The 24965-nt window shown below is 50.1% G+C and carries 21 protein-coding genes and 2 CRISPR repeat arrays (1 of these 23 running past the window's edge); of the genes, 11 read left to right on the top strand and 10 right to left on the bottom strand.

Annotation, left to right across the window (positions count from 1 at the left end; translation table 11 throughout):
- Nucleotides 1-15: 15 nt before the first annotated feature.
- The gene (locus A3EQ_RS0119480) at nt 16-1185 is read right to left on the bottom strand and encodes an ROK family transcriptional regulator (RefSeq protein WP_020156819.1); all 1170 of its coding nucleotides are present in this window, start codon (nt 1183-1185) and stop codon (nt 16-18) included.
- Nucleotides 1186-1776: 591 nt separating this feature from the next.
- On the opposite strand from A3EQ_RS0119480, the gene A3EQ_RS22675 reads away from it, so the two are divergent.
- The 3 genes from A3EQ_RS22675 to cas6 all read left to right on the top strand — a co-directional run bounded on the left by A3EQ_RS22675 (nt 1777) and on the right by cas6 (nt 4188).
- Nucleotides 1777-2217 (top strand): hypothetical protein, encoded by a 441-nt coding sequence (locus A3EQ_RS22675; protein ID WP_154652931.1) that lies wholly within the window; start codon nt 1777-1779, stop codon nt 2215-2217.
- Nucleotides 2186-2488: a hypothetical protein gene (locus tag A3EQ_RS22670; protein ID WP_026500095.1), complete on the top strand. Its 303-nt coding sequence runs from the start codon at nt 2186-2188 to the stop codon at nt 2486-2488. The genes A3EQ_RS22675 and A3EQ_RS22670 overlap by 32 nt, the downstream gene beginning before the upstream one ends.
- 953 nt (nt 2489-3441) lie before the next feature.
- Nucleotides 3442-4188 (top strand): CRISPR-associated endoribonuclease Cas6, encoded by a 747-nt coding sequence (cas6, locus tag A3EQ_RS0119460; protein WP_020156815.1) that lies wholly within the window; start codon nt 3442-3444, stop codon nt 4186-4188.
- A gap of 412 nt (nt 4189-4600) precedes the next feature.
- A CRISPR array of direct repeats spans nt 4601-5502; the repeat unit is 30 nt; unit sequence GTTTGTATCTTACCTTTGAGGGATTGAAAC.
- A 604-nt stretch (nt 5503-6106) separates the two neighbouring features.
- Here the strand turns inward: cas6 and A3EQ_RS0119445 are convergent.
- The 4 genes from A3EQ_RS0119445 to A3EQ_RS0119430 form a co-directional block, all read right to left on the bottom strand.
- Nucleotides 6107-6829 (bottom strand): amino acid ABC transporter ATP-binding protein, encoded by a 723-nt coding sequence (locus A3EQ_RS0119445; protein ID WP_020156813.1) that lies wholly within the window; start codon nt 6827-6829, stop codon nt 6107-6109.
- Nucleotides 6816-7481 (bottom strand): amino acid ABC transporter permease, encoded by a 666-nt coding sequence (locus A3EQ_RS0119440; RefSeq protein ID WP_026500094.1) that lies wholly within the window; start codon nt 7479-7481, stop codon nt 6816-6818. The genes A3EQ_RS0119445 and A3EQ_RS0119440 overlap by 14 nt, the downstream gene beginning before the upstream one ends.
- Before the next feature lie 238 nt (nt 7482-7719).
- The gene (locus A3EQ_RS0119435) at nt 7720-8520 is read right to left on the bottom strand and encodes a transporter substrate-binding domain-containing protein (RefSeq protein WP_020156811.1); all 801 of its coding nucleotides are present in this window, start codon (nt 8518-8520) and stop codon (nt 7720-7722) included.
- Between the two features lie 75 nt (nt 8521-8595).
- Nucleotides 8596-9771, bottom strand: a complete 1176-nt coding sequence (locus A3EQ_RS0119430; protein WP_020156810.1) for a M20 family metallopeptidase — start codon at nt 9769-9771, stop codon at nt 8596-8598.
- A gap of 376 nt (nt 9772-10147) precedes the next feature.
- Between A3EQ_RS0119430 and A3EQ_RS22665 the strand changes: the two genes are divergently transcribed.
- Entirely contained in the window at nt 10148-10297 is a 150-nt protein-coding gene (locus tag A3EQ_RS22665) for a hypothetical protein (protein ID WP_020156808.1), read from the top strand.
- A 26-nt stretch (nt 10298-10323) separates the two neighbouring features.
- Here A3EQ_RS22665 and A3EQ_RS0119415 read toward each other — a convergent pair whose 3' ends face one another.
- Genes A3EQ_RS0119415 through A3EQ_RS0119405 form a run of 3 tightly spaced genes read right to left on the bottom strand, consistent with a single transcriptional unit; the run spans nt 10324 to nt 12366 of the window.
- On the bottom strand, nt 10324-10539 hold the full coding sequence (locus A3EQ_RS0119415; RefSeq protein WP_154652930.1) for a hypothetical protein: 216 nt from the start codon (nt 10537-10539) through the stop codon (nt 10324-10326).
- A gap of 50 nt (nt 10540-10589) precedes the next feature.
- Nucleotides 10590-11780 (bottom strand): hypothetical protein, encoded by a 1191-nt coding sequence (locus A3EQ_RS0119410; protein WP_020156806.1) that lies wholly within the window; start codon nt 11778-11780, stop codon nt 10590-10592.
- Nucleotides 11773-12366, bottom strand: a complete 594-nt coding sequence (locus tag A3EQ_RS0119405; protein ID WP_020156805.1) for a sigma-70 family RNA polymerase sigma factor — start codon at nt 12364-12366, stop codon at nt 11773-11775. The genes A3EQ_RS0119410 and A3EQ_RS0119405 overlap by 8 nt, the downstream gene beginning before the upstream one ends.
- A gap of 288 nt (nt 12367-12654) precedes the next feature.
- Here A3EQ_RS0119405 and A3EQ_RS0119395 point away from each other — a divergent pair, with 288 nt between their 5' ends.
- Nucleotides 12655-14325, top strand: coding sequence for a DUF2207 domain-containing protein (locus A3EQ_RS0119395; RefSeq protein ID WP_169382737.1), 1671 nt, complete (start codon nt 12655-12657; stop codon nt 14323-14325).
- Here A3EQ_RS0119395 and A3EQ_RS21945 read toward each other — a convergent pair.
- The gene (locus A3EQ_RS21945; RefSeq protein ID WP_169382735.1) at nt 14322-15353 is read right to left on the bottom strand and encodes a glycerophosphodiester phosphodiesterase family protein; all 1032 of its coding nucleotides are present in this window, start codon (nt 15351-15353) and stop codon (nt 14322-14324) included. The genes A3EQ_RS0119395 and A3EQ_RS21945 overlap by 4 nt on opposite strands.
- 589 nt (nt 15354-15942) lie before the next feature.
- Here A3EQ_RS21945 and A3EQ_RS0119385 point away from each other — a divergent pair.
- From A3EQ_RS0119385 to A3EQ_RS0119370, 4 genes are all read left to right on the top strand, one after another.
- A complete protein-coding gene (locus A3EQ_RS0119385) occupies nt 15943-17067 on the top strand; it encodes an ABC transporter ATP-binding protein (protein WP_020156802.1) in 1125 nt (374 codons plus the stop codon).
- A complete protein-coding gene (locus tag A3EQ_RS0119380) occupies nt 17064-18050 on the top strand; it encodes a carbohydrate ABC transporter permease (protein ID WP_020156801.1) in 987 nt (328 codons plus the stop codon). Before A3EQ_RS0119385 ends, A3EQ_RS0119380 begins: the two co-directional genes overlap by 4 nt.
- Nucleotides 18047-18865, top strand: coding sequence for a carbohydrate ABC transporter permease (locus A3EQ_RS0119375; RefSeq protein WP_020156800.1), 819 nt, complete (start codon nt 18047-18049; stop codon nt 18863-18865). The genes A3EQ_RS0119380 and A3EQ_RS0119375 overlap by 4 nt, the downstream gene beginning before the upstream one ends.
- A 62-nt stretch (nt 18866-18927) precedes the next feature.
- Entirely contained in the window at nt 18928-20262 is a 1335-nt protein-coding gene (locus A3EQ_RS0119370; protein ID WP_020156799.1) for an ABC transporter substrate-binding protein, read from the top strand.
- A gap of 571 nt (nt 20263-20833) precedes the next feature.
- Here A3EQ_RS0119370 and A3EQ_RS0119360 read toward each other — a convergent pair.
- Nucleotides 20834-21589 (bottom strand): sulfite exporter TauE/SafE family protein, encoded by a 756-nt coding sequence (locus tag A3EQ_RS0119360; RefSeq protein WP_020156797.1) that lies wholly within the window; start codon nt 21587-21589, stop codon nt 20834-20836.
- Nucleotides 21590-21894: 305 nt separating this feature from the next.
- On the opposite strand from A3EQ_RS0119360, the gene A3EQ_RS21940 reads away from it, so the two are divergent.
- Both A3EQ_RS21940 and A3EQ_RS0119350 read left to right on the top strand, forming a co-directional pair.
- Nucleotides 21895-22725: a cupredoxin domain-containing protein gene (locus A3EQ_RS21940; protein ID WP_020156796.1), complete on the top strand. Its 831-nt coding sequence runs from the start codon at nt 21895-21897 to the stop codon at nt 22723-22725.
- 13 nt (nt 22726-22738) lie between these two features.
- On the top strand, nt 22739-24235 hold the full coding sequence (locus A3EQ_RS0119350; protein WP_154652929.1) for a hypothetical protein: 1497 nt from the start codon (nt 22739-22741) through the stop codon (nt 24233-24235).
- A gap of 285 nt (nt 24236-24520) precedes the next feature.
- Nucleotides 24521-24965: a CRISPR direct-repeat array (repeat unit 30 nt; unit sequence GTTTGTATCTTACCTATGAGGGATTGAAAC); it runs 253 nt beyond the window's last position.

The following is a 24965-nucleotide window of genomic DNA, read 5'->3' as shown; positions in this document are numbered from 1 at the left end:
CCGTATCCCTCCAAATCATGATTTGGTTTTGAAGCCGGTAATATGGAAATGGTCGAGGGCGAGATGGAAGGCTCCGTAGACGCCGGCCATCGCCCCCAGTCGGGTGATTTTCATTTCAGGCATCTTCGGAACATATTTTTCGATCATTCCCTTGAAACGTTCGAAGGATGATGCATCCAAATAGGCAAGTTCTCCCGCCAAAATGACGGCTTGCGGATCCAGGATGCTGATCATGTTGATGGCCGCCTTTGCCCAATGTTCGAGCACTTCATCCAGCAATTGGTTCACTTTTTCTTCTTTTTTATGTTCCTGGATGGCCTTTAGAATGGAATCCCCCCTTTCAATGGGAATATGGAGCGCCTTCAATCGTTCGCTGATACCCATTCGGCCGAAATTGGCCTCAAAAACGCCGAGGTTCGAATTTTTATTGTTTTCGTCGCCGATCATCATAAAACCGATTTCCCCGGCGGCGGAGTGGAAGCCTCTGTAGCATTGGCCGTTCAAAAACAGGCCGCTGCCGATCCCGTTGCCGATAAACAAATAGATGAAATGATTGATATTTTTTCCTTGACCCTTATGAAATTCGCCGATCGTCATCAGGTTCACATCGTTTTCGATGACCACATCCAGATGCAAGCGCCCGGAAAGTTCCCGTTTCAGGTCGATATCGTTCCAATGGATCGTGGGGGATGTGGTGATGCTGTTCTCCGTTTCGCCGGCGATCCCCGAAACGCCGACGGCCATGCCCAATACCCGTCTCGGATCCACCTTTTCCGCCTCCAAGAGGGACCGCACTCCTTCGGCGATCCGGTCGATGATCCATTGGCCTTCGGCGGGGGAGGTGAACTCTTTTTTGACCATGTTCACGATTTCCCCGTTCATGTCTCCCAAAGCGACAAAAATCATTTCGTTTTCGATGAAACAGCCGACGACATAGTTGGACCGGGCGTTGTATTCGAGGAGGATGGGCTTTTTGCCGCCCCTTGATGGGCCGACACCGCTTTCAAAAACGATGCCTTCTTCGATTAATTCCTTGACGATTTCGGAAACGGCGGGTTTGCTGAGACGGGTTTTCTTCGCCAAATCCGCCCGGGATTGCTTCGGATGCCGACGCAATTCATTGATGATCAATTCCCGGTTCATCAATTTCACCATGACCGCGTCGGCCTTGTTCGATTCTTTCATGGAAGAAATTCACTCCTGTTACTATGGAAGGAAAATTGAAAAATCGCCACACCGCCCGAAGGGCGATCAGGATGCAGCGCGCCCGGCATGGGAAACATGTTAAGCATGTCCAAGCAAGCGAAATCCGGGATGGAGGATGTTCTAAGTGAATCTGCTAGGTTTTAAGCCTGTTCAAGCCAGTCCCATGTTCAAGTTTCATCCAATAGGTGGGGTTTGAATGGCGGCCTGTTCCGGCAAGTGAAGGTTCAGGCGTGATCCGAACGGGTGAAAACCGGGCCGCACCTTGTTTAAGCGAGTGACAGGACATGATCCGGAAGGGGAAACCCAACCGGCCGCCCTTTGGGTTCAAGCAGGTTTGCGCAGGATCCGGGTGAAGTTCGGATTGTATCCTTTTCGGGCAAGCAGATTTAAAATTTGTGGGAACGAGATAGGTGCATTTTCTGCATGTTCAAGTTAGTAAACTTAACTAACTAATCAAGATTATAAAATGTAAGCGATTTCCGGTCAATACATTTTTAAAGTTATAAGAATAAAAAATTTTTCGGGGAAATCTCCGCCCGGGGGAGAAATTCCTTCGCAGGACGGGAAGTTTTGCTCCGGTTTGAAAATATTTTGTCATGGAAGGCCGGCGGGTCTCCGTCCGTATCCTCTTTCCGAAGACCCCGGCCGGCCGCTTCCCGGGAAGGAGATCCCGGACGGAAAAAACGCCAAAGCGGTGCAGGAGACGGCAGGGGCCGGCCCGGTTTATCCGATCGCCCTTTGGAAACGGTACAACCAAATAAGAAAGGTCACGGCAAGGGCCGCTCCGGTAACCGTGGACAGAAGGGCAAGTCCGAGGGCCAACGGGTCAGCCGGCGGAAAATCGCGCATGAGGAAAACAAGGAAGAAGTAACCGATAAAGACGGCCATGTAGATTTTGGAAAAGGTGTTGGTTTTTTTCCTCAGTTCATGCCGTTCCAGCTGGCGGGCAATGTCCAACATCATTTGAAAGAGAGAATAGATGAAAAGCAAAAAGAAAATGAAGGTGAATAAAAGCATAGGCCAGGAGGAAACTGTCCGTCAGCAACGCCGTTTCAATCCGGAAAAAGGGAAGGAGGGAAAAAACAAGGGAGATGCTTGCCCAAAGGGAAGCCTTCCCGGCCGTTTCTTTGATGGAATACTCCTTCGCCAAATCCCGAATCCCCCAGATTATCAACAAAAAAGCGGCCGGATCGGGCAAAATATCGATCCCCCACACGTAAATATCCAAAATCATCAGGATCAAACCGAAAATAATTTTTCCGAAAGGTTTTTTTCAATTTAACGACCTCGCTTTTGCGATTTTCACAAAGGGCAAAGAACCGGGATCTGTTCTTTTATTTTCTTTGCATGGGTGCTTTTCTTTAAAAGGAAAAAAGGGATCGGCGGTGCTCCTTTAAAGCAACAGTAACGGCGTCAAACGATTTTTCCCTTGGGGTCTCCCTGCCGCGGGACGGAGCGTTGCCTGTCCGGTTATCCGGGCAATCCGGAGCGGTGTTTTTTAAAAGGAGCCGGGCAAAAAGCCAGCTTAGCTGTCCCGAAGTTGTTGCTTGCGCAGTCGGATGTTGAAGATAAGATTGATGCGTATTCTGCGGTAAATTTCAATTAATAACAGTATTCCATTCCATGAAAAAATTTCCTGCAAGGCTGGATAAAATGGGTTAAAATGACATTAGGATATGGCGTTGTCAAGGTTTTCCTTCCCGAGTTTTATAGAAAAAGAGGATGAAGCCTTGATAGAGTTCCAAAACCGTCCGGGGTTCGTTTGCAAGCAGGTCAAAGGCATGGCTTTACATCCGCGAAACAAGGCTTTGGAAAGCCGGTCCCGTTTCAAGTCAAAAGCTAAAGCGATAGCTTCACGCCGGGTTTGGGGCTGTCCGCCGTTGATCTGCTTCACAAGCCGGCGTCCGGGATTTTGAAAAAGAAGCGGCATGGTTTTCGGGGTTCTGCACCAACATCAAGGGCGGGTTTCAAGATAATGGAACCACATCCCTCCTTTACGGGTGCGCGTTCTGCACGAACATCAACGGCAGATTTCTGGAGTATGAAAAAGATGCATACATCGTCTTCTTTTTCGAAGGCCTGCGTCCGCTCATAAGAAGCGCGGGAATTTATAGCAAGCGTTCGGGTTTTTCAAGGGGATCATTTTCCAGGATGGACCTTTTCTTTCCGTCAAATCCGCCTGATTTGTTTCGAAAGCTTTCCGCGAATGCGAATTCTGCCATGCAGGAGGCTGCTATGCGTTTAACCGTTCATTTTCAGCCGGAAAATGGAAAACTGATTTTACCGTTAAATTATGGCGAAATTTTGCAAGGGTTTTTGTACCGGTCCATTCATGATTTGGAGCTGGCGGATTTTTTGCACAATGAAGGATTTGCCAAGGACCGGCGGAAATTTAAATTGTTCACCTTCAGCCGCCTGACCGGAAATTACCGGATCGATGCCGGAGCCAAACAGATCCGTTTCGAAGGCCCCATCCGCTGGCAGATTTCTTCCCTGTTGGATCGGCTGATTGCGGATCTCGGCCAAAGTTTTTTATTTCGGGAAAAGTTCACGATCCACGATCAGCCCGTTCGGATGGAGGAAACTTCCGTTCATTCCTTCCGCCCGGAGAAGCGGGAATCGTACCGGATCCGGATGCTGTCGCCCCTCACCGTTTTTTCTACTTACGAAGACGCCGCCGGCAAGAAGAAAACCCATTATTACTCGCCATCCGATCTGGCCTTCTCCGACATGGTGGAGAAAAATTTTTTCCATAAATACGAGGCCTATTACGGAAGGCCCCCCGAGGAACGGCTGCGGGTCAGGCCGGTGAAGGTCAGCCCGCGGGATAAGGTGGTGACCGTGTTTAAAGGCACGCGGATCACCGCCTGGAACGGCATTTACGAGATCGTCTGCCCGCCCGATTATTTGAAATTCCTGTATGATGCCGGGATCGGGGCAAAAAATTCCCAGGGGTTCGGGATGTTTGAGAGCGTGGAGTGACCGAACTTCAACTTCAAATCCAACCCTAAGCATGACCGGGTTCGGGATGTTTGAAAAAGTGAAGTGAAGGGGCTCATGGTTTCGCGCGTGAAAAACCTTTTTATGGGCGGGGTTGCCGGCGGAGTGCGGGAAATGGCGCCTTGGAACTAAAATTTTCGTAGTTTTTGTCGATAATTCGTATTTTCTTATTTCTTTGCGTTTATGTTATATTTGTCTCGGCAAATTGTCGTCGACCCCCAATGGCGCATAAACCCCGGGGGATCGACGACAAATCAATTTCGGAAAAATAATACTTGAAATTCAGTAAAATCAATGCTTTTCCGTATATTGCATAAAAATAATCCTAAAATTATAATACAAAATAAGGAGATTGGGAATTTTTTCAATCCTTGTTTTATCAACATTTTTTTGGGTTTGTATCTTACCTTTGAGGGATTGAAACTCGACTCGATAGTCTTCCGATGTTGTGCTTGTTGTTGTTTGTATCTTACCTTTGAGGGATTGAAACACGACTTGATTGGCACGGAAAGGTTCTGCGTTAGCAACGTTTGTATCTTACCTTTGAGGGATTGAAACAAACGTTTTCGACAAAAAAATAAAAGAGAGGGCAGCGGGTTTGTATCTTACCTTTGAGGGATTGAAACAATCCAACTGATAAACCCTCCTATCATTGGTAAAAGTTTGTATCTTACCTTTGAGGGATTGAAACATGGAAGAATTGAAAGACGATCAAGAAAAGCTGAAGTTTGTATCTTACCTTTGAGGGATTGAAACTTCCTCCTTTTAGTCGAATCGATAGCCCAGTCTTCTGAGTTTGTATCTTACCTTTGAGGGATTGAAACTTCCTCTGTTGGTAGTGAGCGATATAACGTAGAACACGTTTGTATCTTACCTTTGAGGGATTGAAACGTTGTTGGGGAAGGATACAACACGCCTGCTGGAGTGGTTTGTATCTTACCTTTGAGGGATTGAAACTTTCCGTAAGGAATAATCCAGGCGTATCCAAGGTTTTGTTTGTATCTTACCTTTGAGGGATTGAAACCGCCAATAATGAGCGATTCCTGTAGAAACTGTCCTTTCCAAGTTTGTATCTTACCTTTGAGGGATTGAAACCCAAGAGAGGAACAAAAAATCACCAAACTTGTCAGAAATGTTTGTATCTTACCTTTGAGGGATTGAAACTCATAGAATGCCGCAGCGTCCGCCACTAATGTGACTGTTTGTATCTTACCTTTGAGGGATTGAAACCCGTATCCGAACCAGAAATCCCAGATGTCATCGATCGTTTGTATCTTACCTTTGAGGGATTGAACCTGACACGTGGGACGGGATAGGGCCGCCCGTGGAGGAGTTTTTATTTAACCTGTCCCGAAAACAGGGGTCAAAAAAAGCGATGAGCCATCAACCTCTTTATCACATGGTAAATATTGGCGATTGATGGCGGTTATGCGATTTGATTAATGGTTTCTAAGGTTACCTTAACCTTATACCCTTCAGATCAGGTTTCCTTATTTCTTCCCAACTTTTACAGTCATCGAAACAAAAACTCCCCGAAAACGGCGTCATGATCGCGTTTTTTGGGGAGTTCTTTATTTTTTGGTATGTAGATATGTTTTCGTCCTTTTATCTTTAAGCCCGTATGCGGGGATCTCTATTGGCCCAAACGCCTTTAGAATGCACCGCAAAATGGTTTTCCAAAGACGGGCGAGTGGTATTTACGAGCCATCAATCCGTACAGATGGCGGGATCGTTGTAAAAGGATGGGAAAGCCGCAAGAAATTCATCCGGATGGCGTGCCGGAAAGCAGGCATCTTCCAGCCGGCGGAAGGCGGAAAGCCGCCAAGAAATTTTTCCGGATGCCTTTTGGGCGCACATATCGATGGCAGGGGGATGGAAAAAAGCCTCCTTTCCTGATCGATTACAATAGCTTCGACAAAAATTCTTTCGCCCGGTCGGTTTTCGGGCTGGTGAAAAAGCTTTCCGGGTCGCCTTCTTCGACGATTTTTCCGTCGGCCAAAAAGAGAATGCGGTCGGCGGCCTCCCTCGCAAAGCGCATTTCGTGGGTGACGATGAGCATCGTCATGCCCGTTTTGACCAGATCCTTCATGACGTCGAGGACTTCCTTGACCATTTCCGGGTCGAGGGCGGAGGTGGGCTCGTCGAACAGCATGATCTCCGGTTCCATGGCCAGGGCGCGGGCGATGGCGACCCGCTGCTTTTGGCCCCCCGAAAGCTGATTCGGATAGGCGCCTTCCTTATCCGAGAGGCCGACTTTCGCCAGCAGCTGCCGCGCCTTTTCGACCGCTTCCCCCTTCTTTATCTTCTTCACCTTTTGCGGGGCGTAAGCGATGTTTTCCAGGACGGTCATATGGGGAAAGAGATGGAAATGCTGGAAGACCATGCCGATGTTTTTGCGGATTTCCGTTATATTCGTTTTCCGGTCCAAGATATTTTGCCCGTTTATGTAAATTTCGCCGGAGGTCGGAGTTTCCAGCAAATTTAAACAGCGCAAAAAGGTGGATTTCCCCGAACCGGACGGGCCGATGATGGCCACGACTTCCCCTTTTTCCACGGTAGTGCTGATCTGATCGAGCACGAGGTTTTTCCCGAAATACTTCGTCAATTGTTTAACCGATATCACTTTGTCTCAACCTCCGTTCCACTCTCCTGCCGATGGAAGTCATGATAAAGACCATCACCCAGTAGATCAGCCCGACAAAGAGGAGGGCTTCGAAATTCCGGTAAAGATTGGCGCCGACGATCTGCGCCCGGCGCATCAGATCCAAATATCCGATGGTCGACACGATCGCCGATTCCTTCGTCAGCGTGATAAATTCATTCATCAGCGCGGGCAAAATGTTTTTTACCGCCTGGGGCAGGATAATGTCGAGCATCATCGGCCGATAGGGGACGCCCAGCGCTTGGGCCGCCTCCCTTTGCCCTTTGTCGACGGCCATGATGCCGGCGCGGATGATTTCCGACACATAGGCGGCGGAATTCAAGCCGAAGGCGGCGATGGCGGCCAAAAATTCCGGCATGTCATAGCCCGTTAATTGGGGTACCCCGTAGTAAATAATGATTAATTGCAGGATTAACGGGGTTCCGCGGAAAATGGAAGTATACCCGTCGGCGAACGCCTTCAGCAGCCGGCTTTTCGAGATTTTCATTAACGCCAGCACCGTTCCCAGCAATAAACCGATCAGGGCGGAGACAAAGACAAATTTCAACGTCGTCCAAATTCCTGTCAGGATGAAAGGAACATAAGGCTGCAGTTTGCTGAAGTCCACATTCATGATCAACACCTCTTTTCCGGCGATAAGCTCACGCAAAAAACAGGAAATCGGTGGTTTTCCCTTTCCTTGCCGCAGGCAGGAACCACCGATTTTTTCCGGCATGGACCGATGGCGGATGCCGCGATTTTAGGCCGTTGTTCGCCCGGAAAAACGCATCCGGCCGGGCCCCGTATCCCGGGATCCGGATTTTGAGGAGCCGCGGGACGGACGCAGCCGGCCATCGGCTGGAGAAAGGCTTTTATTCCTCGATTTGGTCCAGTTTCCATTTATCTTTCAGCTCTTTCAATTTGCCGTTTTCCTGCAGTTCCTTCAATACCCCGTTCACCTTTTCCACCAAATCGCTTCCCTTCGGAAAGGCGACGGCCGTTCCGGGAGAGCTGGACGTCGGATCGTCGAAACCGGTGAAGCCGTGCTCTTTCATATAACCTTTCGCCACTTGTTTATCCAGATAGGCGACATCGATTTTATGGGACAACAATTCCTGCACCAAAATCATCCCGTTGTCCACCTTTTTCACTTCGAAGCCGTATTCCTTGCTCAATTCGTCGGCCCCTTCTTCCTGGATCGTTCCCAGCTGGACGCCCACCTTTTTCCCTTTCAAGTCTTCCAATTGTTTGACGGGCGAATCAGGCAGGGAGATGAACATTTCTCCGCTGCGGTGGTATTCCATGGAGAAATCCACGTTTTCCTTTCTTTCTTTCGTGGCGCTCATGCCGGCCATGACCATGTCCACCCGGCCGGACTGCAGGGCGCCGATCAGGCCGTCAAAATTCATATCCTGGATTTCCAATTGATAGCCCAGTTCGTCGGCGATGATTTTGGCCAAGTCGATGTCGAATCCGATGAAATTCCCTTTTTCATCGCGGGATTCGAAGGGAGGGAAGTCCGCCGATGTGGCCATTTTCAGCACCGGTTTTTCCTTTTCTCCTTCTTTGGCGCCGCCGTTTGCGGAATCGGATCCTCCGCTGCCGCAGGCGGAAAGAAGGAGGACCAGCATCATCATCCCGATCATTCCGGCTTTTTTCCATATGCTTTTCATTTTTATCCCCCTTTGTTTGATTGGTGAAAAATGGATTCGGCTCGCAGCCGTTTCAAAGATTCATAATGGGAAAGATTAGTAAAGTTTATTGTTCTTCCAATGGTCGAATTCATCTTTTATCGCTTGCAACAGGGAAGGGTCCGCCATGACGTCATACCCGGTCATGGCGAGGGCGAGGGCGCCTTCATAAAGGGTTTTCCTCCCCTGTTCCGTGACCGTTTTGTCGGCGAATTCCTTCGTATGGGCGGCCAGGTTCCCGTCATTCAGCCCGATGTAGGGATGGATGGCCGGGACGACGTGGCTCACGTTTCCCATGTCGATGGAGCCGTATTCCCGTTTTGCGGGAAGGACCGGCTGGCTGCTGATTTGCCTCAAGTTTTTCGTAAACGCCGCGGATAAGGCTTGGTTGGTGATCATGTTGTCGTAGCTCAATTCATAATTGGAGATTTCCAGGGAAGCGCCGGTCATCATGGCCGCGCCGCGGGCGATTTGATTGACCTTTTTCACCGTTTCGTCGACCCTTTCCCGGGTGGCGGCCCTGATATAGAATCTTGCGACCGCGTAATCCGGCACGATATTGGCCGCTTTTCCGCCTTCGGAAATGATGCCGTGGATGCGGACGTCGGAAGGCAGGTGCTGCCTCAATGCGTTGATGCCGTTGAAAAGCTGGATCACGCTGTCCAAGGCGTTGATCCCTTTTTCCGGGGACGATGCGGCGTGGGCCGCTTTTCCCGTGTAGGCATATTGCAGTGCATCCATGGCCAGGGATTGGCCGCTTTCGTGGGAGGTTCCGGCCGGATGGACCATGAGGGCAACATCGATATCGGCGAAAATGCCTTGTTCGCACATGGGCACCTTCGCTCCGTTTGTTTCCTCGGCGGGCGTCCCCAGAACGATGACGGTGCCCCCGACGGCGTCGGCCAGTTTGCTGAGAATGACCCCGGCGCCGGTGCTCATCGTCCCGATTAAATTGTGCCCGCATCCATGGCCGATTTCCGGCAGGGCGTCGTATTCCGCAAGAAAGCAGACGGCAGGGCCCGGCTTCTTGCTTTTGTACGTGGCGCGGAAGGCCGTCGGCCGGTTGACGATGCCCGTTTCCACGGCGAAACCATGACTCCTTAAAAAGCCGGTGAGCAGTTTCATCGCCTCATATTCCTGATCCCCCAATTCGGGATTTTCATAGAGCCGGAGATTCATATTCCATAGGTCCGGCATGATTTGATCCAGTTCCGCCTTCAGTTTTTCTTTCATCTCGTCATCCCCTGTATGGATTGTATAAAAATAAAGATTTATGAATATTTATACCACATATCGTTTTCGTTTTCAATAAAATTTTCTTTTCAAAATGGAGATTTTTCATAAAATATGCCGATCACATGCTGGGACTGAAAGTCCGAAGACGCTCCGGAAGAAGCGGAAGGATTGACGGGAAAGGGAAGAATGGTAAAAACAAGAGTTGAAGGAAGGCGGATGGAGAGGGGAAAATGGTGGGCGCCCGGCGGCCCGCAACGTCGAACGGGCCAAGCCGTTGCGAAAAGGAAAAACGGGGAGGGGATAAGGGGGCGGATTTCCGGCATTCTGCAGCAGAACCCCTTGATTTTGCAGGCGGGATTTATGGCAAGAGCCGATGGAAGAAATCTGCGGCCCGAATGGGGGAGCTTGGAAGGGAGGATTCATTCTTAATTTCTTTTGCAAAAAAGAAAACGTCCTGCTGGATGCCATCACAAAAGAAAACCCGCCGATCACGGCGGGTCTTCCTTTCCGTATTCATGTTTGAATCAAGACATGGCGATTGCGGTTTTTTCAGCTTCCAAGTTTCTGGAGAAAAGATTTAGAAGCCGCCCGCTCGTAGGTTTTCCGCTTCCGTATTTCCGACGGCAAGGTCAGGCATACGCCGTTCTCGGGTTTATTAATTTTCATTTTTCCAAAGCCAACATCAAGTACCCGCCGGTCGCGGTTTTTCCATGTTTCCGAAGGCAAGGTCAATAACATGGCGGTAAAGGATATTTCCGCTTCCATGCCTCCGGCGTCATGATCAAGATCCATGCCGGCCGCCCGGCATTTTTCCCTCATTGCATGGCCATAGGCGGCACTTTCCAGACCTTCGAATCGGGATCGATGCATATCCGGAAGGCAAAATCACGGCCTTGGGCTGAAAATCCGATCACCGCTTCCTCATCGGAAAGGTATTTTTCCGTAAAGGAGCTGACGGATTTGAGGTCATCATAAAATTTTTTCTCATTTTCGGCTGTTATCCCTTCCGGGTCGCTGAAATAGGTTTCTTGGTCGGGAACACCTCCGTATTTTTCATCTTTGATCAAGAGGGCGTACTGGACGTTCTTATCGCCTGATCCCATGGCGTGGATATACAATTTGAACACGTCGACCGGTTTTAACCCGTCGAGCAGACGGTCATCGAGGGTCTGGGCGTATTGATGATAGATATTTTTCAGCTTGCCGTCCAGTTCGATGGACGTATGGTAGGTTCGGCCGTCCGGGCCGTTTCCGCCGCCCGGATCCGCGTTCGGGTGCACGCCCAAGATGACGGTCGGCCGGTCCGGATCCCGTTCATACCGGATTTCCGCAACGCGCAGGGCATAGTTTGGAAAGGTCTTGATCTTCTTATCGCTGCGCCATTCCGCATAGGCTACGGATCCCGCTTGCAATTGGTCGAATTCATTTTTCAGCCTTTCCTGCACTTCCCCGGAAAAGGTGAAAAACAGTTTTTTCCCGATGTCTTCGGCGGCAATGGGAAAATCGCTTAAGGATTTTTTATCCGGAATGAACCAGAATTGATTTTGTTCGGAATACAGATCGCCGTGGATTTCGCCGTTTCCGTTTTCGCCGGTCACAAAGACGATCGTTTCCTTTCCGTCTTTTTCCGAGATGCTTTCGACGGTAAAACTCCCGACCTGGTCGCCGGGCTGCAACGTTTCCGGGTCGAAGGTGAGGAAGAGATCGTCCTCTTCCGTCAAGAGGGTATACTTGGCCTGGCCGGATTCTTCGAGGGAGCTTTGCGCCCGTTTCCCTTCTTTGCCGGGTTCGGCAGGAAAAAACTGTTCATGAATGAAATAAAATCCGATGAAGAAGGTTGCCGCGTAAAAAAGTGCGGTCAAAGCTTTCGGGAAGATCGCAGGCGGCGTTATTTTCCTCTGTTTTTTGTTAATTTTTTCCAAAATCCTTTCCCTGTCTTTTTGCGTAAAAGAAACAGGTAGGGCCTGTTCATATTCCCTTTTCAATTCCTTCAACCGTTCATCCATCCCGTTCACTCCTTTCTTCGGATAATAGCGCCCGCAATTTTTCCCTGGCCCGGTCCAGCCTTGTCCGCACCGTCCCTTCCTTCTCATGGAGCATTTCCCCGATTTCCTTCACGGAAAGATCGTGAAAATAATATAAAACGATGACTTCCCGGTATTTTACCGGCAAGCTCAGCACCCGCTCCAGCAGTTGGCTGGCTGCATGCTGTTTGATTGCCGCTTCTTCCGGGGTATCCGGATTATTCCGGAGAATCGGGAAATGGCCGAACATCTTCTCTTTCAGCCTCCGGTTCCGGAGGTTCCACTTCCGCAAATGATCTTTGCATTTGTTTGCGGCAATGGCGTAGATCCAGCTCCGCAGCATCGAGCGCCCTTGAAATTCGGGCAATTTTTCATAAACGGTGATAAACACTTCCTGGGTCACATCGTCCGTATCGGCGGGGTTTTGCATATAGGTATAAACGAACCGTTTGATTTCGTTTCCGTATAAATCCATGATCGCTTTCACCGCTTCCAGGGCTTCCATTTGCAGGATTTCCCGCTCCCGGGCGATGAGAAAAGCATCGCGAACGTCTGCCGAGGAATGCAAACCATAACCTCCTTCCCCTTTCGGTCGACAGTAAGACGCCAGGAACATAAAAAAAGTTTCAAAATTCCGGAGAAAACGAAGAAAAAAGTTCAGTCCGAAGTTTTGCGAAAAATCCCCCTTCCCGTTCCGCGGATTCGGGCATAGGCAATAGGAAGCTTTTGTCTTTTTACATAACGTATCAGAAAAAATGTCCGAAAAGAAATATGGGAAGGAAAAAATTATCGCCGCAAGGCCCGGATGAAACCTTTATGCCTTGTTTGCGTAAAAGATTTTGAGGTGAACGGTGCCATGAAAAAGCTGCTGATCGTATTTTTCGCCTGTTTTCTTCTGCTTTTCCCCGCAAAAAAGGGGCTCGCCGTCGAATTTTCCATCACCGATGCCAAGATCGACGCTTACTTGCAAAAGAACGGGGAGGTCGCGGTCAAGGAAACATTCACCTATGACTTTGACAGCAAATTCAGGGGAATTACCCGGGAAATTGTCCCGAAAAAAGGGGCGTCCATCAAAGATTTTGCCGCCTTTGAAAAAGGAAAGCCTTTGAAGGTGGAAAAGGAAGGCGACGTCTACAAAATTTACCGGAGCGGGAAAAAGGAAAAGATCACCGTTGAACTCCGTTACCGGATCACGGGCGGGATGGAAAAGTACGAGGACGGTGCCCAGTTTTATTGGCCGTTTTTCGATGAAAGAAACGAATCGGACTATTTGCGCATGACCATTGCCGTCCATCCCCCGGAAGCGGCGGATCAGGTCCTCGCTTTGGGCTATGATGAGGCTTACGGCAAGGAAGACATCCGGGATGACGGAACCGTCGTCTTTCGGCTCGGAGAGGTTCCGGCCCGGGAAAACGGGGACATCCGGGTGATTTACGAGCCGGAGCTGTTTCCGGGAATGGGGATGATGGCGGGTACCATCCGGGAAAAAGTGCTCAAAGAAAAGGAACATCTTGCCGAAAAGGCGAAAAAATACGCGGAAACCCGGGATGCGCTGCGGAAGGCGGGAAACGGGCTCATTCCTGCGATGCTGGTCTTCTTTGCCGTTTTGTTTCCGGCTGCATTCCTCTCTTCCCGGCGAAAGAAACGATTGGTCGAGGAGCATTTGGAGCGCCTGCAATTCCATGTTCCGGAAGAAAAATTGAGCATCCCCGCCACCATTTATTTCACCAGCGGCTGCATCTTCAATCCGGAAACGGCCGCGGCCGCCCTCTATGATTTGCTCCGAAAGGGATATGTAAAGCAGGAGACGGAAGACCGTTTTGTCCTGGTCAACGGGCGGACGGAACATCCCCATGAGAGGAAATTGATCCGGTTCTTGTTCGAACAGGTGGGGAACGGGAAGGAATTTTCCTTGAAAGAGCTGAAAAAATTCACAAATAATAGGAAAAACTTGGAAATCTATCAATCGGAAATGATGGAATGGAAGCGGAAGATTGCGGAGGAAGTGAAGCAAGCGGGATTATACGAAACGAAAGCCGGACTCCGGTGGGGCGTGGCGGCCGTCGGGGTTTTGCTGGGGATATCCGCGGTTTTCTTCGGGATTTATGAGCTTTATGTCCCGTTCATAGGGACCCTGCTGGGATCCGCCGCTGCCTTGCTTTTTGCGATTTTTTACCATCCGAAAAGCGATAAGGGGCTGGAAATCCTTCTGGAATGGCAACGTCTGCGGGAGAGGCTGCGGCATTTCACGAAGGATCAGTGGGACCTGCTTTCCGATGGGGAAAAGCAACGGCTGATCGCCTACGGGATCGGCGTGGACAACGCCCCGTTCAAAAAGGCGTTCAACGCTTTTCTGGAAGCGGAAAAACGGTCCTTCCCGGAAGGAACCGGATTTTTATACAATCCGGCGTATACCGTGGCCATCTTTACGGCGGCGGACAGCCGGGCGGGTGCCTTTACAGGCGGCGCTTCCGGTTCCTCCGGCGGAGGAGTCGGCGGAGGGGGAGGCGGCTCCGGCGCTTTTTAATCGGATGGACGGATGCCGAATTCATCGCTTTTCTGCGGCAAGCGATGGATTCGGCTTTTTTCGTTCGGGGAGTTCTGCCTCATATGCAAGATTTCCAATAATTGATCGATGTGATCGGTAAAAATCCCGTCCACGCCGTAATCGATATACTGTTCCATCGTTTTTTTATCATTGATCGTGTACACGTGGACATCGAGGCCGTAGGAATGCAGCCGATCTATTTCTTTTTTTGTCACGGACCGGTAGGGGAGCCCCACTCCGCTGGCGTAGGTCTGCAATTCTTTGATCGCATCATCGGTTAAGGAGGCAAAATCCTTTTCATTGAAAAGCCGGATCAGCGGAAGGCCGGGTTCCATTCTTTGAACGGATTTCAGGCTTTTTGGGCTGAAGGATTGGATGATCACTTTCGGAAGGCCGTTTTTGTCCTTTTTATGCAGGAGTTGGAATTTCTTTAACGCATCGATCAACGCCTTTTCCATCCCGGGATTATCGGCCGGGTTTTTGATTTCAATATAATAATTTACCGAATCCCCGAAACGCTCGAGGACTTCCTCGAGGGTCGGAATTTTCACATGGACGTATCGTTTTCGTTCGCGGCCGGCAAAGGAATGGCCGGCGTCGAGCCGCTTCAGCTCTTTTAAGGTGTATGAAGCCACTTCTCCCTGTCCGCCGGTCGTCCGTCCGACGGTTTTATCATGGATGGAGACGAGGACCCCGTCCTTGGTCATTTGCAAGTCGAGTTCGATATAATCGGCGCCCAAACCGGCGGCGATTTCATAGGATGGGATGGTATGTTCCGGAGCGAAAAAAGGAGCTCCTCGATGGGCGATGGAAATGACCCCGGTTTCAATTGGAGGCGCTCCGGTTTCCTTGCCCGATTCGCCCGCGTATTCAGAACCCTCTTTGATTCCTGAATTCGTTTCCCCTTTACCCCCGATGCCTGCCTTATGAACGCCGTTTTGGCACCCCGCCAAAATGATTGTCAGTAAGATCGTGAAAGAAAGCAGGAAGTTTTTTATATTCCCCATTTTTTCCTCCTTCAGGGCGGCAAAAATACCTTTTATTTGGGAAGTGACCCCATATCCTTTCCGCCCGGAAACGGAACAGGGGCAAATATGGAATACACCCCCGGTTCCAAGAAATAAACATGGTAATGGAAAGCGCGTTTTGTGCGGAAACCCGCTGCAATGATCGTAACCCGCGGATATGTCCGTCATGCCGAGGACTTCTCTTCTGAAATCCCTGGATGTCTTCTGTACTTATCCATAAGATCCGCCCCTTTCGGATATTAGTGAAAAAGCCTTTGAATCCCGGGATACGGATCGGACCCAATTTCATTCGCAGGCCCTCACCCGTGGGATGTGGAAGGGCAGCTGTCTCTCGCGCGATCTTTTTAAATTTATGATCGGGAATGTAAATGCTTTCATTAATAATTGCGGGTCTTGTTTTTCCGGAAGCTTCCGGAATAATCATTGCACAACGGTTTTAAGGACATGTAAAGCCCCTTTGAAGAAGCGGTAAAAAAATTAAAGGAAAATATAATGTATTGTAAAGATTTTATGGAATCGGCATATTCGGAATTTTTCTGTGGTTAAATAGATTGCGGGAGGGAAAGGGATGCAGGAGTCAATCATTGTGGAAATGATCCGTGTTTCCAAATCCTATGACAAACAAAAAAATGTGATTAAGGAGATGGATTTAACAATCAGGGAAGGGGAATTCTTCGTCCTTGTCGGTCCTTCCGGTTCGGGGAAAAGCACCCTCTTGAGGATGATCGCCGGGCTTGAGGACATCACCGGCGGCATATTAAAAATCGGCGGAAGGGTCGTCAATCATCTGCCGCCCAAAGATCGGAACATCTCCATGGTTTTTCAAAACTACGCCTTATATCCTCATTTGAACGTGGAAGAAAACATTTTGTTCGGTTTGAAGGCAAAAAAGGTGGACAAAGCGGAAAGGCAAAGAAGGCTTCAGGAGGCGGCGGAGATGTTGGGGCTGGAAAGGCTTTTGAAACGGAAGCCGAAAGAGCTGTCCGGCGGCCAGCGGCAGCGGGTGGCACTGGCGCGGGCGATTGTCAGCCGGGCTCCTCTTTGCTTAATGGATGAGCCTTTGTCCAATTTGGACGCCAAGCTCCGGGCGAACATGCGGATGGAGATCCGCCGCCTGCAGCAGCGGCTCGGGCTGACGACGATTTACGTCACCCACGATCAAGTGGAGGCGATGACGATGGGGGACCGGATCATGGTCCTGCACGACGGCAAAATCCAGCAAGTCGGGGAACCGATCCGTTTATACAACGAACCGGCGAACACCTTCGTCGCTTCCTTTATCGGAACGCCAAAGATGAATATGGGGAATGCCCGCTATTTTCCGGAAAAGAGGGAACTTGTGGTAGAAAACCGGCTCTCTTTGCCGGCGGATCCCGCGGGTTTGGATATTTCCCCGGATCGGAACGTCATCGTCGGTATCCGGCCGGAACATATCCGTCCGGGTACGGCGGAAGACAGGACCTCCGAACTGGAAGTGATCAATGTGGAACAGCTTGGAAATGAAACCCTTCTTTCCTTTGAAGTCGGAAAAGAGATTTGGACGGCGAAATGGCCCGGCCAATGGAAGGTGAAAGCGGGGGAAAGGGTTCCGGTCCACATCCCCATCCCTTTCTTGCACTTTTTTGACCGGGAAACGGGGTTATTGATCAAACCCGCCCAAAGCGCCCACATGCGCGAGGTGGAAAAGGTATGACGGAAGGAAAGTTCAATGGGGAGATGACGTACGCGGCAGTGGTTCGGGCGGGGACGGAACCCGGAACCGTGGAAATTCCGGAAACGGATTTTGCCAAAATCAAAAGAAAGCGGGAAATCAGAAATTTCTTCAAAGGCCAATTGTACCTTCTTCCTTCGATCCTGCTTTTTGCCGTCTTCCTGTTTTATCCTTTGTTCCGGACGATTTATTTAAGTTTTTTTCTCACCGATTCGGCCGGAACGCCCACCGTCTTTGTCGGGTTGGACAATTTCCGGAAAATCTTTACCTCGCCGGTCTTTTTGCAGAGTTTGCAGTCCACCGTGCTTTTCGTCCTGTACACGGTTCCGGGCACCGTTTTCATCGCCCTGGTTTTGGCGGTTCTCGCCAATGAAAAAATGAAAGGGATCGGTTTTTTCCGTACCATCTTTTCTTCCACGATGGGCGTCTCCGTCGCCGCCGGGTCCGTATTTTGGATGTTTTTGTTTCATCCGACCATCGGCTGGCTGAATCAGCTTCTGAAAATGTTCGGGCTCGATCCCGTCGGTTGGCTCACCGATCCGAAATGGGCCCTCCTTTCCGTATCCGTCACGACCATCTGGATGAATCTCGGCTTTACCTTTCTCGTTCTGCTCGGCGGGCTGCAGTCGATCGACGACTATTTGTATGAAAGCGCGGAGATCGACGGCGCCGGATATTTTTACAAAATAAGAAGGATCACGATCCCGCTGCTTTCGCCCACCCTGTTTTTCGTGATTACCGTATCCTTGATCAACGCCTTCCAAACCTTCGGGCAGATCGACATGCTGACGCGGGGCGGGCCGCAAAACGAAACGAATTTGATCGTCTACATGATCTATCAGGAGGCGTTTATGAATTATCAGTACGGTTCCGGAAGCGCCTTGGCCATCATCCTGTTTGTCATCGTTTTGCTTCTGACCGTTCTGCAATTCAAACTGGTCGAAAAGAGGGTGCATTACCAATGAGAATCCCTTTGGGCCGAAAGATCCTGTTTTATTTCCTGTTGGCCTTGTTTGCCGCGGTGATCTTTGCTCCTGCCGTCATCGCCTTTTTGATGAGCTTCATGACCAATCAGGAAATTTTCGCCGGAAAACTGTTCCCCCATTCCTTCAGCTGGGACAATTATGCCAGGCTGTTCGAACGTTTTCCGATCATCCATTATTTGACGAACAGCCTCGTTGTTTCCCTTCTCATCATGGCCGGCCAATTGATCCTGTCCAGTTTGGCGGCCTACGCCTTTGCCTTTTTGTCGTTTAAAGGAAGGGACGCGATCTTCTTCCTGTTTATTGCCACGATGATGATCCCCTTCGAAACGTCCATCATACCGAACTTTCAAACCATCCGTAATCTCGGGCTGCTGGATACCTATGCCGGCATGACTCTTCCCTTTTTTGCCACGGCATTCGGAACCTTTTTGTTGCGGCAAAATTTTAAACAGATTCCCAGGGAACTGAAAGAAGCGAGCGAGATCGCGGGAATGGGGGATTTTAAATTTTTCCTGACGGTGGCCCTGCCGATGGCGAGAACTAGCCTGGTCACTTTGGGACTATATGCCTTTCTCACTTCCTGGAACATGTATTTATGGCCGCTGTTGGCGACGACGAATGAAAGGGTGCGCACCGTCCAAATCGGCCTGCGCCAGCTGCAGAGCCAGGAACAGGTGAACGAGTGGGGAATGATTATGGCGGGTGCGGTCATCGTCGTCGTGCCCACCTTGATCCTGTTGTTCCTCGGCCAAAAGCGGCTGCAGCGGGGATTGACGGAAGGGGCTTTTAAGTGATGCCGACGTGCAAACAAGGTTTTTCGCCGTCAGACGAAAAATGGAGAAGAGGTGTGAAAGGGATGAGAAAATTTTCTGCTTGTTTGATTCTGCTTTGCCTTGTTCTTTTCGCCGCCGCCTGCCAGGGCAAAACGGAAAACCGTTCGGAGAATGATTCCGCTTCCGGGAAAACCGTCATCACTTTTTGGCATTCCATGGGCGGGGCGGGACTTAACGCATTGAACGAAATTGTCGACGATTTTAACCGATCGCAAGAGAAGATTCAAGTCAATGCCGAATTTCAAGGCACCTATGACGAGGCGCTGACCAAGTTCCACAGCGTGGCGGGGACGGGAAGCACGCCCCATATCATGCAAGTGTTCGAGATCGGCACCATGTCCATGATCAACAGCGGGCAAATCGTCCCGATCCAAACCTTTATTGACGCCGACGGATATGACATGGGCATTTTGGAAAAAAACATCATCAATTATTACAAGATTGACGGCAAGTTTTATTCGATGCCCTTCAATTCTTCCACCCCCGTCATGTATTACAATAAGGACGCCTTCAAGAAGGCGGGCCTCGATCCGGACAATCCGCCGCAAACCTTCGAGGAAATCATCGAGGCGGGGAAAGCGATCAAAAAAGCGAATCCGAAAATGAAAGGCTTCGCTTTACAGGCTTACGGCTGGCTGTTTGAAGAGCTGCTGGCGAACCAAGGGGCGCTGTTGATGAACAATAATAACGGCCGGAGCGGGACCCCGACGGAAATCGGATTTAAGGAGGAAGAAGGAAAGTCCGTCTTCCGTTGGGTGGAACAGATGGTGAAGGATGGGACCTTCGCCAATTACGGCACGAACGGGGATAACATGATCGCGGGATTTTTGGCCGGAGATGTGGCGATGTTCCTCCAATCTTCGGCCAACGCCAGAAACGTGATCGACAACGCGCCCTTTGAAGTGGGAATCGCCTTTCTCCCCCATCCGGCGAATAAGGAAAGGCAAGGGGTGATCATCGGCGGGGCCAGCCTGTGGATGATCGCCGGCAAACCGGAAGCGGAACAAAAAGCCGCCTGGGAGTTCATGAAATACCTGCAAACGCCTGAAGTGCAGGCGAAGTGGCATATCGGCACCGGCTATTTCGCCGTCAACCCGGCTGCCTATGAGGAAGAAACGGTCAAAGAGGCTTATGAGAAAATGCCCCAATTGAAGGTGACCGTCCATCAGCTCCAAACCACCAAACCTTCCTACGCCACCCAAGGTGCGCTGATGGACATGATCCCCGAAGGAAGAAGGATCATCGAGTCGGCACTGGAGACGGTATTTAACGGCGGGGATGTGGATCAGACTTATGACACGATGGTAAAACAATTGAACGACGCCATTCAACAGGCCAATGCGGCAAGGAAAAAATGAAAGGAGGTGATCCGAGAGGACGAAAGGAGAAAGGCGATTTTCCGTTTTTAGGCGGGCGATCAGTTTTTGCAACCGCAGCCGGATCAATATAAACTCTCGCACATTTCCCCTTTTTGTCGAGGGACTTTGCCCCTCATCTTTAAAGATCCTCCTTTGAAATATATCTTTTCGCCGGGAAGCTGCCGCGCCCTCTTTCGGGAAGGGCTTCCCGGTCTACGCGCTACTTTCCGTAAGGATAGGGATAGGGGTATGGTGCAATTGGCCGGAAACCGGTATAGAACGGTTTGGATTCCGATACGGTGCACCTTTCGCGGAAAAGATTTTCAATAAAAAGTAAATCGACCGGAATTTTCGTTCCGGTCTAAATTCAAAACGATCCTGGCCAGGATCCGTTCGGATTCCCATGGCCGAAAACGCGACGGGCGGATCCGCCCGCGAAGGACATCAACGAGGTTAGCGGGCGGAAGCCGCGGGGAGCCTCCGGAGTTTTTTCCGCTGGTTGGAATCGGACGATTTTCCATGAATAAGGATTCGGGAGCCTTCCGGATCTTTTTTTGTGCTTCCCACGGCGTTAACGGAAACCGCCTGCCAATTCCAACAAATTTTCCCCGATCAGTTGGATGATCAGTCCGAGGGTCACCAGCCGAAGAATCACCAGGACGGTCCGGGCCTTCAATTTTTCCGCCAGCCGGACCCCGATTTGCGCGCCGGCAAGGGATCCCGCCAGCAGGCAAAGGGTCAGGGGCCAGATCATTTGCCCGGCGGCAATATAAGTCACCGCCGCGCCGAAACAGCTGGAAAAGGTGGCCAATCGGACTCCCGCCACGGCCCGAATGTAGGAAACCTTTAACGCCCCGAACAAATACAGCATGAACGTCCCCTGGCCGGGACCGATCATCCCGTCGTAAATGCCGATGGCATACAGACCGGGAAAACTGAATTTGTTAAAGCGGATTTCCCCTTCCCCGGAAAATTGTCCCTGTTTAAAAAAAGAAGCGGCAAAGGCAAAGAGGAGCAGGACGATGGCGGCCGCCTCCATGTATTCCTCGTTCATGCGCGAAGCGATCACCCCGCCGGTGACGCCGCCCGCGAGACTGACGGGTACGATCCAATAAACCTCTTTAAACGAGATTTTTTTGTTCCTGTATAAATAAAGAAAGCTGGAGAAGGAACTGATCGTATTGGCGGCCTTATTTGCGCCGACGGCCGATTGGACGGGGATGCCCAACAGCATCATGACCGGAAGGCTGATGAATCCTCCGCCTCCCGCTAAAGTTCCGGCCGTGGTTGCCAAAATGCCGGTTAAACCGATAAGCAAATATTCCATTTTCCGACACCACCTTCAAAACTAGTATACAACGCACATTTCGATAGGAAAATTATATGATTTTAATGAAAATCAATAAGTGTTTCTTATAATATTCATGCGGAACGGGGATTTTCGGATGATTCGTTCCGTTCGATAAACGTCCGATATCCCCGGGTACCGTGAAGGCGAGACATTCCAGCGGGGGAATGGGATAAATAAAAAATTCTATATATTTGAAAAAAACAGGATACACAAAAGATTAATAAGGTTTATAATAGTTATTGAAAGAACCAAAATCTGGATTTTCTTGGGGAGGGAGAAGTTTGTTAAAAAGAAGGTATTGGTTTCTGTTTGCGGCCCTGTTCATTTTTTTGTTTGTAAGCGGTTGCATCAATGAGAAGGAAACGGGGCAGACGGAATCCAAGAACAATCTCATCCTTATCACGGGGGACACCGTTTCCGAAAAGGGGGGTTGTGTCCTGGCCAGCCGGTTCGCTCCCGGGGACAAAATCGTTTTCCGGATGAATGCCATCAATCCCGATACCGGGCTGCAAATGGAGAACGCGAAACTGCAGGTGCACCTTTCGACGGGCGAAGTTTTGGATATGGTGTACGGGGAACATCCGCCTGGCGTGGAAAACGCGGCGAAATTTTGGACCGCGGCTTATCCGGTGACCAAAGATACCCCGAAGGGAAAGCTGGAATATTTTGTGACGGCGGAAGCGGGGGACCGGAAAGGGGAGTTCCGGCCTTTCAATGTCGAGCCTTCCCTGCTGATGATCGTGGATGAAAAGGCCGCCGGATCGGGAAGTCAAGGTCAGCAGCAAGGTAACGCCAACCAGAGCGGAAATAATAACGGCGGTTCGCAGGAAGCGAATCTGGAACCGAACAATGTGGTGAACGTCGAGGCCGTCAACTTCGCCTTTAATAAAGACAAATATTATGTAAAGGCGGGAAAAGAGGTAACCATTCATTTGACTTCGAAGGAAGGAAGCCATGGCATCGCCATTCCCGATTTGAACGTTTCCATCGACGAGCCGAACGGAACCGTAAAATTTACACCGACGAAACCCGGAGAATACGAGATGGTCTGCAGCGTCTTTTGCGGCGCGGGCCACGGCGACATGAAGGCGACATTGGTGGTCGTCGAATAAGGGGATCCCAATGATGAAAAGCTATCCGTCCATCGCAAAGATCTTCGCAGTCATTGCCGTCGCCGCCCTTTTGTTCGCCTGCAGCAAAGACGAGGGAACGCCGGAGGTTTCCGGCGGTCAAACATCGAAGAGCGGGAAAAATACCGAGCAAAAGCAGCAGTTAAAAAACAACATAAACTTGTCGAAAAGCAGGGGATATATCGGGGATCAGGTGGAATTTACCGTCGATGAATTGGAAGCGAATCAGGATGTGGAGCTCGTCTGGATCGCTTATGATGGCAGCTACGAAATTAAAAATATGTATGAAATGGTCGGACCGAAATTTAAAGAGAAGGAAGTCGTTCTGGCGAAAGGGAAAAGCGACGGAAACGGAATCTGGAAAGGCGCTTTCACCGTTCCGGATGGGTTCGGCGGAGACCATACCCTTTTCGTCCGTTCGAAGGACGTCAAAATCGGGCAAACCGCTTTTACGGTGGACCCTAAGTTTTCCATGTATCCCGCATCCGGTCCCGTCGGCACGGAGATTACGATAAAAGCGGAGGGTCTGGGCTGGAGCACCTATATGCGGAATTGGCAGTTGACCTATGATAACAAATACACCGGTTTGATCTCGGCCGTGGCCACAAACGGCAAGGCGGAGGCAAAAATCCGCGCGGCGGGACCGCCGGGAAAACATTTTATCCGGATCCGGACCGGCTATCTCGGCATGCCGTACATTAACTACCAGCAATCTCCCTATCCGGACAAACCGGCGCCCGAATTCATGTTCGAGGTGACGGAGGAACCGCCGCTGGATCAGGCCTATGTGGAGCCCGTTCCGGAAAAGGCGGGAAACGGTCTTGAAATGCCGGAATTAAAGAATAAGCCCGGCGTGAAAATCGCCCTGGACAAACACGAAGGAACCGTCGGGGAACCGGTTCGCTTGCGCGCGAGCGGACTGCCGGAAAATAAGCGGGCGGAAATCATTTGGAATACGATGCGGGGAAGCCGCGTATCGGGATCGGGGTTCGGGGAAGAAACGGCGGTCTTGGCTGCCGTGGATACGGATGAAAGCGGACAATTATCCTATGATTTTAATATTCCGGACGATCTGGGCGGCATTCCCCACCGGATCGACGTAAAAATTGACGGCGAGATCTATGGACAGGAGTACTTGCGGATCTTGCCCTCCATCGTGAACCTGTCCCCCAAATCGGGACCTGCGGGCACAAAGATCCGGATCACCATCAAGGGCGGGGGCTGGACCGAGTTTGACAACGCCTATTATTTAACCTATGACAATGCCTACGCCGGCTACATGTGCGCCTTCAACAGCGAAGGCGATCTCACCTTCGACGTCGTTGCCACCGGCGAACCCGGCTATCACATCATCGACCTCTATCCGGGCATCTACCGGCAAAAGGATAAGGATACGGATATGTCGCTCATTCCGCAGCTGACTTACGCGACGGATCACCCCGGATCGAAGATGCCCGCCATCCGAATGGGATTCTGGGTGACGGAAAAATAATCAAGGAAAGCATGGGTTGGACCGGCATCCGATTTTCCAGCGGTCATATTGATCGTTTTTTATGGAATTTCCAGCGGAATCTTGGTTTGAAATTTTGTCGTCGACCCCCGATAGCGTCAAAATCCCGGGGGATCGACGACAAATCTTTTTTTGGCACCAGATTGTGTTAAATCCCGTAATATCAACATTTTTCCTCATATTGATCAAACGTTTACAATCAATTATAATAAAAATCAAACCGATTAGGAAATTTTTCCAAACTCTGATTTATCAACATTTTTTTGGGTTTGTATCTTACCTATGAGGGATTGAAACCATCGGTTTAGATTTAAACGGAACCGTCGAGTATGTTCGTTTGTATCTTACCTATGAGGGATTGAAACATCCGATCACCATGGGCCGAATTGAGCAAACCTATCCGTTTGTATCTTACCTATGAGGGATTGAAACTCTTGATTAAACTCATCATTTACCATATTCACTAAACGTTTGTATCTTACCTATGAGGGATTGAAACTCCAGAAGATGGGCCACGGCGACCAGCACAAAGATCGTTTGTATCTTACCTATGAGGGATTGAAACAGCTCCGGGTTCCAAACCCGAAACCTAATAATCTCTCGTTTGTATCTTACCTATGAGGGATTGAAACTTTTGATAATGTTTCAGCAACAACGCCAGGCAAAGCGGTTTGTATCTTACCTATGAGGGATTGAAACAGNANATGGTCGC

The organism is Caldibacillus debilis DSM 16016 (genome assembly GCF_000383875.1).
In the GTDB taxonomy this organism is placed as follows: Bacteria; Bacillota; Bacilli; order Bacillales; family Caldibacillaceae; genus Caldibacillus; species Caldibacillus debilis.
The sequence above is the reverse complement of the archived record's forward strand: the minus strand, read 5'-3'. Positions and strand labels throughout refer to the sequence as shown.

What these genes read in the sequence shown, in the direction of transcription:
- A3EQ_RS0119415 (WP_154652930.1), bottom strand. Translation starts at nt 10,539, where the DNA reads ATGGAAGCGGAAATATCCTTTACCGCCATGTTATTGACCTTGCCTTCG.
- A3EQ_RS22670 (WP_026500095.1), top strand. Translation starts at nt 2,186, where the DNA reads ATGAAAAGCAAAAAGAAAATGAAGGTGAATAAAAGCATAGGCCAGGAG.
- A3EQ_RS21945 (WP_169382735.1), bottom strand. Translation starts at nt 15,353, where the DNA reads ATGGGGAATATAAAAAACTTCCTGCTTTCTTTCACGATCTTACTGACA.
- A3EQ_RS22665 (WP_020156808.1), top strand. Translation starts at nt 10,148, where the DNA reads ATGGAAGAAATCTGCGGCCCGAATGGGGGAGCTTGGAAGGGAGGATTC.
- A3EQ_RS0119385 (WP_020156802.1), top strand. Translation starts at nt 15,943, where the DNA reads ATGCAGGAGTCAATCATTGTGGAAATGATCCGTGTTTCCAAATCCTAT.
- A3EQ_RS0119380 (WP_020156801.1), top strand. Translation starts at nt 17,064, where the DNA reads ATGACGGAAGGAAAGTTCAATGGGGAGATGACGTACGCGGCAGTGGTT.
- A3EQ_RS0119440 (WP_026500094.1), bottom strand. Translation starts at nt 7,481, where the DNA reads ATGAATGTGGACTTCAGCAAACTGCAGCCTTATGTTCCTTTCATCCTG.
- A3EQ_RS0119430 (WP_020156810.1), bottom strand. Translation starts at nt 9,771, where the DNA reads ATGAAAGAAAAACTGAAGGCGGAACTGGATCAAATCATGCCGGACCTA.
- A3EQ_RS0119410 (WP_020156806.1), bottom strand. Translation starts at nt 11,780, where the DNA reads ATGGATGAACGGTTGAAGGAATTGAAAAGGGAATATGAACAGGCCCTA.
- A3EQ_RS0119360 (WP_020156797.1), bottom strand. Translation starts at nt 21,589, where the DNA reads ATGGAATATTTGCTTATCGGTTTAACCGGCATTTTGGCAACCACGGCC.
- A3EQ_RS0119370 (WP_020156799.1), top strand. Translation starts at nt 18,928, where the DNA reads ATGAGAAAATTTTCTGCTTGTTTGATTCTGCTTTGCCTTGTTCTTTTC.
- cas6 (WP_020156815.1), top strand. Translation starts at nt 3,442, where the DNA reads ATGCGTTTAACCGTTCATTTTCAGCCGGAAAATGGAAAACTGATTTTA.
- A3EQ_RS0119375 (WP_020156800.1), top strand. Translation starts at nt 18,047, where the DNA reads ATGAGAATCCCTTTGGGCCGAAAGATCCTGTTTTATTTCCTGTTGGCC.
- A3EQ_RS0119435 (WP_020156811.1), bottom strand. Translation starts at nt 8,520, where the DNA reads ATGAAAAGCATATGGAAAAAAGCCGGAATGATCGGGATGATGATGCTG.
- A3EQ_RS0119480 (WP_020156819.1), bottom strand. Translation starts at nt 1,185, where the DNA reads ATGAAAGAATCGAACAAGGCCGACGCGGTCATGGTGAAATTGATGAAC.
- A3EQ_RS0119350 (WP_154652929.1), top strand. Translation starts at nt 22,739, where the DNA reads ATGAAAAGCTATCCGTCCATCGCAAAGATCTTCGCAGTCATTGCCGTC.
- A3EQ_RS0119395 (WP_169382737.1), top strand. Translation starts at nt 12,655, where the DNA reads ATGAAAAAGCTGCTGATCGTATTTTTCGCCTGTTTTCTTCTGCTTTTC.